Raw genomic sequence first — 11,818 nt, forward strand, 5'->3', positions numbered from 1 at the left:
CGTCCCGCCGCGTCAGCCGTGCTGCCGCCTGCGGCCCGCCGCCGGTCGCGCTTTTGACCGACCCCCCAGGGGTGTTTCGGGGTGCTTGAAACCTCCGGGGAACCAGCCGAGGCCGTGACGCGCGTAGTTGGGGTGAGAGGCGCCCCGGCCGGCGCTGTGCGGCGCGCTGGACATTGGGGGTGTGCGGTGCACTGACTCCGGCGCGGTGCGGTGCTTTTACTCCGGCACCGTGCAGTGCTCCCGCTCTGGGGCCGTGCAGTGCTCCCGCTCTGAGGCCGTGCAGTGCTCCCGCGTGACGCCGTGCGACGCTCCCGCGTGACGCCGTGCGACGCTCCCGCGTGACGCCGTGCGATGCTCTCGCGTCGGCGCGCGGGGCGGGCTAGTGGGAGGGCGGGATGACGCGGAGGTGGCCGCGGCGACCGGTCTGGTGGCCGGGCTGCTGGTTCTGGGTGTCCGGGCGCGGGGGCGGCGCCGGACGGGCCGCCTCGCGGACAGCCTCGGCCAGGGCGACGAGATCGTCGGTGGTGGGGGGCGGCGGCGCGAAGTCGCCGTCGTGGCGGACCAGCTCCCAGCCTCGCGGGGCGGTGAGGCTGCGGGCGTGCGGCTCGCAGAGGTCGTACGTATGGGGTTCGGCGAACGCCGCCAGCGGACCGACGACAGCGGTCGAATCGCTGTAGACGTAGGTCAGGGTGGCGACCGCCTGTCGGGGACAGCCGTTCCGGGAGCAGCGCCGTGGTGACCTCACGGCGGCACGTTATCTCTCCGCCGGGCCTTCTGGGGAGCGTTACCCCGCGACACGCCGACCCGTGATGCATCACGATTCGGCCATGGTCGGCCGACACGCCGTCTCGATGGGACGAATTAACCCCCGGGACACACGGTGAGGAACGGGCTGACCACGGATGTCGCCCGGGTGGGGATACGCTCAGCAGGTGACCACCAGTCCCGAACGCCGCCGCACCGATCCGAAGGCGGCGCGTCCCTCCGGCCCGGGTCATCCGGCGCGGCGTGATCGGCACGGCCGTGGCCTGCGTGGCCGGTTGGTGCCGGCGACCGTGCCCCTGGCCCGCACCAAGGCGGAGATCTTCGACGACCTGGTGCTGGACACCGTCGAGAGCTTGGAGCGCCGCTATGCGAAAGAGCTGGCCGGCGTCGAGTTCGCGGTCGAGGACGTGCCACCCGAGCTGAACGTCTACGACTCGGACGTGCTGGAGGACGGCGAGGTGCCCCTGGCCCGCCTGCTGCCCGGCCGCCCGGGGCGGCACGAGCTGCCACCGCGGATCGTGCTCTACCGGCGCCCGCTGGAGTTCCGGGCGATGGACCGGGAGGACCTCGCCGACCTCGTCCACGACGTGATCATCGAGCAGGTTGCCAACCTGCTCGGCGTCGACCCGGACGAGCTGGCCTGACGCCTGCGGCGCGATCTTCCGCGCCGCGGTGCTTGACACTCGGATGCGGCTGGTGCGTGCCCGGCTGCCGTGCCCCCTCGCTCGGTTCGCCGTGCCGCTCCACTCCGGGTCGGGTCAGGCGACCCGACGCTTCAACTTGCGACGTTCACGTTCGGACAGTCCACCCCAGATCCCGAAGCGCTCGTCGTGGCCGAGTGCATACTCCAGACATTCGGCTTTGACCTCGCAGCGGCCGCAGATGCGCTTGGCCTCGCGCGTCGATCCGCCCTTCTCCGGGAAGAAGGCTTCCGGATCGGTCTGTGAACACAGCGCCCGCTCCTGCCACTCGGGCGCGTCCCCGAGCAGGTCTACCCCTTCAACCTGCGCTTCCATCGGCGTGCCTCCAAATTTCTGCGCCGGCAGCGATGCCGGCACTGACCCCCCACGCACGCGGCGTGTTTCTGCGGGTTCGACGCAAAAGTCGCACATCGTCCCCACAACCCCACCAAAATTACACGCGTGTAAGACGTGCGTCGTCAAGCCGAACCTGATAAATGGGCCCGGTTCTCCTCGGCGCCAGGGCGCGTCGAAGTCCCGTTCCAGCCCTATCTCCCGGGGCCACCGGGAGGTAACGCGAGCCTCCGCCTACACGTCCAATTTAACCCGTTTTGTTACCTGACCAGAAGGGGGGTCACGCGACCGGTCCGAACCCTCCCCCGATTTCCGCTCCGAACAGGGCGGACTCCGGCCCGCAGGAAGGCCTGTACCCACGGGTAACGATGCTGGCCGAGCATGCCCGGCCACGAGGGACGGTCCGCCCGCGACCGGCGCGTTGAGACGGTCCAAACGGTTCGTTCGCGGCGGCGTATCCCCAGCCGCCCCCGAATCGAAACCTTCAACTTCCGTGTCAATCCCCACCCTCTCCGGGTCACCCGGCACGCCGAGCCTCACGCGGAACACCCCGACGACGCGCCGCGCCCGGCGGCCCGCTGCGACCCGGCAGCACCCTGCAACCCGGCAGCACCCTGCGGCCCGGCAGCGCCCTGCGACCCGGCAGCACCCCTGCGACCCGGCAGCACCCCTGCGACCGACCCTGCGACCCGGCAGCGCACTGCGGCCCAGCGGCACCCCGCGGCCCAGCGGAGCGCTGCGCCCCGGGCCGGGCAGGCCACACGGGCGCGGGTCACGCCCGCCGGCGTGAAACCGGTCGGCGGAGACAGCGAAACGCGGCCCGCCCCGGAACAGGGACGAACCGCGTCTCGCGGATGGTCAGCGGCGGCCGTAGACCGTCGTGCGCTCGACAGCCGGGCGGCCCGCGGCGCCCGCCAGTTCCTTCAGCTCGGCCACCGTCCGCGCCGAGCCGTGCTCCGACCCCGCCATCCGCGAGATCGTCTCCTCCATCAGCGTCCCGCCGAGGTCGTTGCAGCCGCCGTTGAGCATCACCCGGGTGCCCTCGTCGCCCAGCTTCACCCACGAGCACTGGATGTTGTCGATCCGGCCGTGCAGCAGGATCCGCGCCATGGCGTGAACGACGCGGTTCTCCCGCCAGGTCGGGCCGGGGCGGGCGATCCCGGCCAGGTAGATCGGCGCGTTGGTGTGGATGAACGGCAACGCCACGAACTCGGTGAAGCCACCGGTCACGTCCTGAATCCCGGCCAGCACCCGGAAGTGGCCGAGCCACTGGCGCGGGTGGTCGACGTGCCCGTACATCATCGTGGAGCTGGAGCGGATCCCGACCTGGTGGGCCGTGGTGACGACCTCGACCCAGGTGGCGGTGGGCAGCTTGCCCTTGGTCAGCACCCAGCGCACGTCGTCGTCGAGGATCTCGGCCGCGGTGCCCGGGATCGTGCCCAGCCCCGCCCCGTGCAGCTCGGTCAGCCACTCCTTGAGCGACACGCCGGCCTTGGACGCGGCGGTGACGATCTCCATCGGTGAGTACGCGTGGACGTGCATCCCCGGCACACGCTGTTTCACCGCCCGGACCAGATCCGCGTACGCCGTGACGGGCATCTTCGGGTCGATGCCGCCCTGCATGCACACCTCGGACGCCCCGTCCCGCCACGCCTCCTCGGCCCGGTCGGCGACCTGCTCGACGGAGAGCCGGTACGCGTCAGCGTCCTTCTCCCGCTGGGCGAACGCGCAGAACCGGCAGCCCACGTAGCAGACGTTCGAGAAGTTGATGTTGCGGTTCACGACGTACGTGATGTCGTCGCCGTTGACCGATTTCCGCAGGTCGTCGGCGATCCGGGCGAGCTCGTCGAGCGCGCCGCCGTCGGCGTTGAACAACGCCATCGCCTTGTCCTCGTGCTCCGGCAGCAGCAGCGCGGCCGGGTTCGTCGAGGCGAGCTTGAGACCGGCGAGCACGTCCGCCGGCAGGGTCTCCGAACTGGCGGTCTTGACGTGGGCGGCGACCTCGTCCCAGTCCCCGTAGACGAAGTCGAAGTCGGAGCGGCGGTCGCCGGTGCGCCCCTCGGTGTCGACCGCGGTGTGCAGGTCGGTGCGGCCGGTGCCGAACGTCTCCTCCGGCTCCTGCCACGGGAGGCCGATCGGGAACGCGTCCTCCCGCGCCATGCCGTCGGCGCCGGAGAGGGCGGCCACGTGAGCCGCGAGGCGCGGGTCGAGCCAGCCCTCGTCGCTGCGGCGCACGTATTCCGGGTAGATCGTCAGGCGCTCGCGCAGGGTGAAGCCGCTCTCCGCCGACTTGGCGGCGAGCAGGTCGATCTGCGGCCAGGGCCGCTCCGGGTTGACGTGGTCGGGTGTCACCGGGGAGACCCCGCCCCAGTCGTCGATGCCGGCCCGCAGCAGCAGCGAGAACTCGGCGTCGATCAGATTCGGCGGGGCCTGGATGCGGGCCCGCGGGCCCATGATGATCCGGCCGACGGCGACCGTGGCGGCCAGCTCGCGCAGCTCGGCGTCGGGCATCCCGCGCATCGCCGTGTCTGGCTTGGCGCGGAAGTTCTGAATGATGATCTCTTGGATGTGGCCGAACTCGCGGGCCACGCGGCGCATCGCGAAGAGCGCGTCGGCGCGCTCGGCCGGAGTCTCACCGATGCCGATCAGGATGCCGGTGGTGAACGGCACGCCGACCCGGCCGGCGTCCTCCAGCACGCGGAGACGGACGGCGGGCTCCTTGTCGGGCGAGCCGTAGTGCGGGCCGCCCGGCTCGGACCAGAGCCGGGTGGCGGTGGTCTCGAGCATCATGCCCATGCTCGGCGCGACCGGCTTGAGCCGCTGCAGCTCGGGCCAGCTCATCACGCCCGGGTTGAGGTGCGGCAGCAGGCCGGTCTCCTCCAGCACCGCGATGGCGCAGGCCCGCACGTAGTCGAGGGTGGAGTCGTATCCCCGCTCGTCCAGCCACTGCCGGGCCGCCGGCCAGCGCTCCTCCGGACGGTCGCCGAGCGTGAACAGGGCCTCCTTGCAGCCCTGGGCGGCGCCCTGCCGGGCGATCTCCAGCACCTCGTCGCGCTCCAGGAACGCGGCGGGCAGGCGATGCGGCACGGTGGCGAACGTGCAGTAATGACATCGATCCTGGCAGAGGCGGGTGAGCGGGATGAAGACCTTTTTCGAGTACGTCACCACGCCCGGCCGCCCGGCCTCGCGCAGCCCTGCGTCACGGATGCCGCCGGCAATGTCCAGCAGCTCGCTGAACTGGTCGCCGGTCGCCGCGAGCAGCGCGGTCGCCTCGTCGACGTCAATCGCTTTACCGTCGGCGGCGCGGCGCAACGCGCGCCGGATGCTCGCCTCGGTCGGTGCCTGGTTGACCTCTGCCACGAAAACAACCTAGACCGGAATCGTTTCGACTGCCGCCGCCGTCCACAGGCCCGCCCAGTGTCGTAAAACACCAAGGCGACCCTGTGGACAGGGAATCAGTGCCGGGGCGGGTCGGAGTCGGCCGGGCCGAAGCCGGGACGCTCGTCCGGGAGCTTGCTGGTCCGGTCGATCGGGGCCGGCTCGTCCCGCGGCACCACCTGGGTCGGCTCGGCGAACGGCGCGGGCTGCACCGGGAACGCGGCGGGCGCGGCCGGCGCCGGCGGGGCGGACGCCGGCGGGGCGGACGCCGGCGGCGGCGTGGTCAGCGGCGGCGTCGGGATCAGCGGCTGATTCCAGCTCGGCTGCGCCGGTGGCTGGACCGGTGCGGCCGGGTGAGCCGCGGCCGGAGGCTGGCCGTAGGTGCCCGGCGCGTACGACGGCACGGGCGCGGGAACCGGCTGCCCGTACATCCCCGGCTGCGGCTGCCCCGGGAACGGCGGCTGACCGTACGCCTGGCCGTAGGGCTGCTGCCCGAACGGCGTCTGCGGCTGCCCGTACACCCCGGGCTGCGGCTTCGGCTTGGGCACCAGGTAGAGGCCGCGCCAGATCTGCACCAGCGCGTACGCCGCGAGCGCGAACACCGCCAGCCAGCCGATCCGCACGAGCAGCGTCTCGAACGCCCGGCCCGGGCTGTGCGACGCCAGCTTGATCACGGCGACGAGCAGGTCGAAGATCACGCCGAAGAAGCCCATCACCGCGTACACCCCGAGCGCGACCAGCGTGATCAGCCGGGCCTTCGGGTGGACGGGCTTCAGGCCGTGCGCCAGGAGCACGGCGGCCAGCGGCATCACGACCGTCGCGAGGCCGATGAACGGGTGCCGGCTCGCCGTGACGTCGTCGAAGAGCCGGATGACGGCGGCGAGCACGAACGCGGCTGACGCACCGGCCAGGACGTACGCGGCGAGGTCGCGCAGTGGCGTCACGTACTGACCGATCGACTTGCTCTCGGCCGGCGTGGGCGGCGGTGGACTGGTCACGGTAGAACTCCCGGTCGTGCGGTGATCGAGGCCCGCCCAGAGTAAACCGCCACCCGGCAACCGGCCCGGCGACGCGGGTGGGAGAGGATGGTCGGATGCGGATCGTGGTACTTACCGGGGGTATCGGCGGCGCCCGGTTCCTCGTCGGCGTGCGCGCGCACGCCCGTGCCATCGGCGCCGAGGTCACAGCGGTGGTCAACGTCGGCGACGACGTACGGATGCACGGGTTGCAGATCTGCCCGGATCTGGACAGCGTGATGTACACCCTGGGCGGCGCGGCCGACCCGGAACGCGGCTGGGGGCGGGTCGGCGAGAGCTGGGTCGTCAAGGAGGAGCTCGCGAAGTACGGTGTCGAGCCGTCCTGGTTCGGGCTCGGCGACAAGGACACCGCCACCCACCTGGTGCGCACCACCATGCTGACTGCGGGATTCCCGTTGTCGCAGGTCACCGCCGCGCTGTGCGAGCGCTGGCAGCCCGGGGTCACGATGCTGCCGGCCACCGACGACCGGCTGGAGACACACGTAGTGGTCGATGTCGACGGCGAGCGCAAGGCGATCCACTTCCAGGAGTGGTGGGTGCGTTACCGCGGCGACGTGCCGACGCACCGGTTCGTCTTCCGCGGCGCGGAGAGCGCGAAGCCGGCCGCCGGGGTGCTCGACGCGCTCGGGCAGGCGGACGTGGTGCTGATCGCCCCGAGCAACCCGGTCGTCAGCATCGCCCCGATCCTGGCCGTGCCGGAGATCCGGGACGCGGTGGTCAACGGTTCCGCCCCGGTCGTCGGGCTCTCCCCGATCATCGGAGGTTCACCCGTGCGGGGGATGGCCGACAAGTGCCTGGCCACGCTCGAGGTGGAGGTCAGCGCGGCCGGCGTCGGCCGGATGTACGGGCCGCGGGCCGAGGGCGGCCTGCTCGACGGCTGGCTGGTCGACACGTCCGACGCCGGCGCCGAGATCCCCGGCGTGAGGACCCGCGCGGTCCCGCTGTGGATGAAGGACGAGACGCTGACCAGCCGGATGGTCGCCGACGCGCTGGAGCTGGCCCGATGAGACTGGAGATCCTTCCGGTCGAGGGCATCGGCGACGTGACCCCCGGCGACGATCTCGCCGAGCTGATCACCGCGGCCGCGCCCTGGCTGCGGGACGGGGACGTGCTCGTGGTGACCAGCAAGATCGTGTCGAAGGCGGAGGGCCGCCTGGTCGAGGTGCCGGCCGACGGCCCGGAACGTGACGAGGCCCGGGTGCGGGTGCTGGAGTCGGAGACCGCCCGCGTGGTGGCGCGTCGCGGGCCGACCACGATCGTGCAGACCCGCCACGGGTTCGTGATGGCGGCGGCCGGCATCGACGCGTCGAACGTGGACAAGACCCACCTGGTCCTGCTGCCGGCCGACCCGGACGCGTCCGCGCGCCGGCTGCGGGCCGACCTGGCCGCGCGCGGGCTCGACGTGGCCGTCATCGTCTCGGACACGATGGGTCGCGCCTGGCGGAACGGGTTGACGGACGTGGCGCTCGGCGCGTCCGGGATCGACGCTCTCCTCGATCATCGGGGGCAGACCGATCCGTACGGGAATGAACTGAGTTTGACCCAGATGGCCGTGGTCGATGAGCTCTCCGCGGCGGCGGAACTGGTCAAGGGCAAGTGTGACCAGGTGCCGGTCGCGGTCGTGCGCGGCTATCCGATCCGGCGGGAGAACGCCGACGTGGGTGTGTCCGTGCTGATCAGAGACGGTCAGAGCGACATGTTCAGTCTGGGCACCGCCGAGGCCCGCGCCGAGGGGCTGCGCGACGCCGCCCGGATGGCCGCCGACGTGCCGCGGGAAACGCTCGCCAAGCTGGTCGACGAGGGTTCCGGCACGCTGCGGGTCGGTCCTGCCGGGTCCCGGCCGGCCGATCTGGTGCGGCTGGGCGCCGATGCTCAGGCGATCCGCGCGGCGCTCGCGGCCGAGGGAATCACCAGCACGATCGAGTACGACGACGAGGGCGCGACGATCAGATTCGGAGAAGCATGAGCCTGTACGAGGATGCTGTCCGTGTCCTGACCAGCTGGAACGCCACCTCCGACGCCGCCGAGGTGAACCGCAAACGCACTCTCGGCCTGCTCGCCGACGGCCCGGTGGCGATGACCCGAGCGCACCGCGCCGGCCACGTCACCGCCAGTTCGCTGATCATGGATGAGACCGGCCGGGTCCTGCTCTGCCTGCACGGCCGGCTCGGGCTGTGGATGCAGCTCGGCGGCCACTGCGAGGAGAGCGACGAGACGCTGGCCGCCGCCGCGCTGCGGGAGGCGACCGAGGAGTCCGGCATCGACGGGCTGATCCTCGATCCGGAGCCGATCGACATCGACATCCACGAGGTGCGCTGCGGTGCGTCGGAGGGCGCCCCGGCGACCGACTCAGTTCATTTCGACGTACGTTTTCTGCTGCGCGCCCCGGCCGGTTCGGTCGAGCGGATCAGCGCGGAGTCGGCCGAGCTGGCCTGGTTCACGACGGACGCGCTGCCCAGCCCGCTCGCGTCCGGTGTCGTGCAGCAGATCGCCCCGGCCCGCGCCCGGCTGGGCTGATCCTCCCGTCTTCGTGCCGTCGAGGCGTTTCGCCCGTCCCGGCGGCCGGTCCCGGCGGCAGGATCGTCCCCAGTTGATTCACAACTGGAGGACAGGAAATGCGTACGCGGACTCTGATGGTCGCCGTCCCGGCTCTGCTCGTGCTCGGTGTGACGGCCGGGTGTTCCGGCGCGGCGCAGCCGGCCGCCGCGCCCACCACGGCGGCGCCCACCAGCGCGGCGGCCGCCACCGCGCCGACGACCGGGTCAGCCCCGGCGAAGGCCGGCCCCGCGGCGACCAAGGCCACCACGAAGTCCGGTTCCACCAGTGCGGCCGCCTGCCGCAGCGCTGACCTGAAGACCACGGTCACCCTGCAGCCGGACGGCACCGGATCCACCCTGAAGGGCCTGGTCACCTTGACCAACGGCGGCAAGAGCGCCTGCACGCTCGACGGCTGGGTGGCGATCTCGCTGGTCGACGCGGCCGACGAGGTGGTGAAGGTGCCGACGAAGAAGGTGAACGAGCCCGGCCCGGCCGAGGCGTTCACGGTGAAGCCGGGCACCTCGGCCTTCGCCGGCATCAAGTGGACCAGCTGCGACAAGGCCGACGCGAACTGCGGAGTCGGCAACACCCTGCGCTACAACCTGGAGGCGTCGACCGACGGACCGGTCGCCACGCTGGAGGGCTTCCCGAACGCGGAGAGCAGCGGGATCACCATGAAGTCGCTGCAGATCGGCACGCTGCAGCCGAGCAACCAGGGCGTCGTCGCCTGGTGACGAACGGACTGAGGGCCGCCCGCGGGCGGCCCTCAGTGACTGTCAGATGTAGCCGTGCTGGCCCAGTTCCTTGAGCTGGTCGACCAGGCTCTTGACCTCCTGCGCGCGCTCCCGCGGGCAGATCAGCACCGCGTCGGCGGTGTCCACGATGACCAGATCGCGAACGCCCATCGCGGCGACCAGGCGGCCGGAGCCGGGCACGACGACCAGGTTTTCCGTGTCGCGCAGCAGCACGGTGGGCCGATCCACCTCGGCCTCGTGGCCGACGACCACGTTGCCGGCCGGGTCGGCGGTCAGCACCTCGCCGAGGGTGTGGAAGTCACCGACGTCGTTCCACCCGAAGTCACCCGGCACGGTGGCGACCCGGCCGACCGCGGCCGCGCCCTCCATCACCGCGTAGTCCACCGAGATGCGGGGCAGGGTCGGCCAGACCTCGCCGAGCACCTCCTCCTGCTCGGAGGTGCCCCACGCCGCCGCGATCCGGCTGACGCCGGAGGCCAGCTGCGGTTGCTGACGGGCCAGCTCGGCGAGGAACACGTCGACGCGCCAGACGAACATGCCGGCGTTCCACAGGTAGTTGCCGGACTTCACGTACGACTCGGCCACGTCGTACGACGGCTTCTCCTTGAACTCCTCGACCTGGAGCACCGGGCCCTCGTGCAGCTCGCCGCCGCACTGCAGGTAGCCGTAACCGGTCTCGGGGCGGGTCGGCGTGATGCCCAGGGTCATCAGCAGGCCGTCCTTCGCGCCCACCATCGCGCGGCGGATGACGTTCGCGAACTCGGCCTTGTCGGCGATCAGGTGGTCGGAGGCGAACGAGCCCATGATCGCTTCCGGGTCACGGCGCGCGATCACCGCCGCGGCCAGCGCGATAGCCGCGCAGGAGTCCCGCGGCGACGGCTCGACCAGCACGTTCTCGTCCGGCACGGAGGCGAGCTGCCGGGAGACCGCCGCGGCATGGGCCACGCCGGTCACCACGAACACCCGATCGGGGGTGGCGAGTGTGTCCAACCGGTCCACCGTGGCCTGCAGAAGGGAGGCCTCGGTACCGGTCAGCGGGTGCAGGAACTTGGGATGACCGGCGCGGGACAGTGGCCACAGGCGGGTTCCGGTGCCACCTGCCAGAACCACTCCGTACAGCGCACTCTGTTCGTCGCTCATGGCCGGGAGTGTAGTAGGGCTCAGTTCGCGACCCGATTCCACGTTGTTACATGTACTTCCGCGCTGGAGGCCCAGGTGAACTCCTTGGCCCGGTCGAAGCCGGCCTTGGCCAGAGTCTGCCGCCGCTGCTCGTCGTGCAGCAGGTCGGCGAGATCCTCGGCGATGCGCTCGGGAGCCTCGGTCGTGTACGCCACCGCGTCGCCGCCCACCTCCGGCAGCGAGAGCCGGGGAGTGGTGAGCACCGGTGTCCCGCAGGCCATCGCTTCCAGGATCGGCAGGCCGAAGCCCTCCCCGAACGACGGGTAGCAGGCGACGAGCGAGCCGCCGAGGAAGCCGGGCAGGTCGGCGTAGCGCAGGTAGCCCGGGCGCAGCAGCCGCAGGTGCGACGGCACCTCGGCGACCGCCCGGTCGATGTCGTCGTCGTGCCCCTGACCACCGGCGATCACCAGCGCCGGCGGGTGCGGCCAGTCGGCGACGGCGCGCGCCCAGCCGCGGATCAGGTTCGGCACGTTCTTCCGGGGCTCCTTGGCGCCGAGGAACGCCACGTAGCCCGCGTCGCCGAGGCCGAGGCGGGCGCGCACGCGGGCCTTCTCCTCCTCGGTCGGCATGTGGAAGGCGGCCTGGTCGACGCCGTGGTACGCCACGTCGATCTTGGTGGGGTCGGCGTCGAGCAGCCGGATCAGCTCGTCCCGGGTGGCCTTGCTGGGGACGATCACCCGAGCGGCGCGGCGCAGCGACGTCTTGATCGCGCTGCGGAAGAACGTCCGCTTGGTGTTGTCGTAATGCTCCGGCTCGGTGAAGAACGTCGCGTCGTGCACGGTCACCGTGACCGGGACGCTGGAGCGCAGCGGGCAGGTGTAGAACGGCGAGTGCAGCACGTCCGCCCCGACCTGCTGGACGAGCAGCGGCAGGCCGGTCTGTTCCCAGGCGAGCCGGGCCGGGCGGTGCGCGACCGCCGCCGGGCCGGGCAGCACCTCGGCATCCGGAAGCATCCGGCGGTAACGCTCCGCATCCGAACGCTGGGCGACGACGGCCAGGTCCACTCGATCCGGGCCCAGCAGCCCGAGGGCGCCGAGCAATCCGTCGACATATCTGCCGACACCACCTCTGTCCGCGGGGACACTAGTGGCGTCGACCAGCACTCGCGGGGGGCGACCGGGGGTCACGAGGC

General features: G+C 71.7%; 11 protein-coding genes. 5 read left to right on the forward strand and 6 right to left on the reverse strand.

Going from position 1 to position 11,818, the window contains the following annotated elements; all coding sequences use genetic code 11:
• Nucleotides 1-379: 379 nt before the first annotated feature.
• On the reverse strand, nucleotides 380-745 hold the full coding sequence (locus ACH442_RS12065) for a DUF3499 domain-containing protein (protein ID WP_396337967.1): 366 nt from the start codon (nucleotides 743-745) through the stop codon (nucleotides 380-382).
• Nucleotides 746-1,043: 298 nt separating this feature from the next.
• Between ACH442_RS12065 and ACH442_RS12070 the strand changes: the two genes are divergently transcribed.
• Nucleotides 1,044-1,409 (forward strand): metallopeptidase family protein, encoded by a 366-nt coding sequence (locus ACH442_RS12070; RefSeq protein ID WP_183223054.1) that lies wholly within the window; start codon nucleotides 1,044-1,046, stop codon nucleotides 1,407-1,409.
• 114 nt (nucleotides 1,410-1,523) lie between these two features.
• On the opposite strand, the gene ACH442_RS12075 is transcribed toward ACH442_RS12070, so the two are convergent.
• The 3 genes from ACH442_RS12075 to ACH442_RS12085 all read right to left on the reverse strand — a co-directional run bounded on the left by ACH442_RS12075 (nucleotide 1,524) and on the right by ACH442_RS12085 (nucleotide 6,175).
• The gene (locus ACH442_RS12075; protein ID WP_014688021.1) at nucleotides 1,524-1,781 is read right to left on the reverse strand and encodes a WhiB family transcriptional regulator; all 258 of its coding nucleotides are present in this window, start codon (nucleotides 1,779-1,781) and stop codon (nucleotides 1,524-1,526) included.
• An 876-nt stretch (nucleotides 1,782-2,657) separates the two neighbouring features.
• On the reverse strand, nucleotides 2,658-5,159 hold the full coding sequence (locus tag ACH442_RS12080; protein WP_396337968.1) for a bifunctional FO biosynthesis protein CofGH: 2,502 nt from the start codon (nucleotides 5,157-5,159) through the stop codon (nucleotides 2,658-2,660).
• Between the two features lie 95 nt (nucleotides 5,160-5,254).
• The gene (locus ACH442_RS12085; RefSeq protein ID WP_396337969.1) at nucleotides 5,255-6,175 is read right to left on the reverse strand and encodes a hypothetical protein; all 921 of its coding nucleotides are present in this window, start codon (nucleotides 6,173-6,175) and stop codon (nucleotides 5,255-5,257) included.
• Nucleotides 6,176-6,270: 95 nt separating this feature from the next.
• Between ACH442_RS12085 and cofD the strand changes: the two genes are divergently transcribed.
• The 4 genes from cofD to ACH442_RS12105 all read left to right on the forward strand — a co-directional run bounded on the left by cofD (nucleotide 6,271) and on the right by ACH442_RS12105 (nucleotide 9,486).
• Nucleotides 6,271-7,221, forward strand: a complete 951-nt coding sequence (cofD, locus tag ACH442_RS12090) for a 2-phospho-L-lactate transferase (protein ID WP_396337970.1) — start codon at nucleotides 6,271-6,273, stop codon at nucleotides 7,219-7,221.
• Nucleotides 7,218-8,180, forward strand: a complete 963-nt coding sequence (locus ACH442_RS12095) for a coenzyme F420-0:L-glutamate ligase (RefSeq protein WP_396337971.1) — start codon at nucleotides 7,218-7,220, stop codon at nucleotides 8,178-8,180. Before cofD ends, ACH442_RS12095 begins: the two co-directional genes overlap by 4 nt.
• Nucleotides 8,177-8,731, forward strand: coding sequence for an NUDIX hydrolase (locus ACH442_RS12100; RefSeq protein ID WP_396337972.1), 555 nt, complete (start codon nucleotides 8,177-8,179; stop codon nucleotides 8,729-8,731). Before ACH442_RS12095 ends, ACH442_RS12100 begins: the two co-directional genes overlap by 4 nt.
• Before the next feature lie 98 nt (nucleotides 8,732-8,829).
• On the forward strand, nucleotides 8,830-9,486 hold the full coding sequence (locus ACH442_RS12105; RefSeq protein WP_396337973.1) for a DUF4232 domain-containing protein: 657 nt from the start codon (nucleotides 8,830-8,832) through the stop codon (nucleotides 9,484-9,486).
• Between the two features lie 42 nt (nucleotides 9,487-9,528).
• Here the strand turns inward: ACH442_RS12105 and ACH442_RS12110 are convergent, their stop codons facing one another.
• Nucleotides 9,529-10,647, reverse strand: coding sequence for a mannose-1-phosphate guanylyltransferase (locus tag ACH442_RS12110; protein WP_396337974.1), 1,119 nt, complete (start codon nucleotides 10,645-10,647; stop codon nucleotides 9,529-9,531).
• Between the two features lie 20 nt (nucleotides 10,648-10,667).
• Complete coding sequence (locus ACH442_RS12115) at nucleotides 10,668-11,813, reverse strand: glycosyltransferase family 4 protein (RefSeq protein WP_396337975.1); 1,146 nt, start codon at nucleotides 11,811-11,813, stop codon at nucleotides 10,668-10,670.
• Nucleotides 11,814-11,818: the final 5 nt, after the last annotated feature.

This window comes from Actinoplanes sp. NPDC020271 (genome assembly GCF_044388125.1).
Lineage (GTDB): Bacteria > Actinomycetota > Actinomycetes > Mycobacteriales > Micromonosporaceae > Actinoplanes.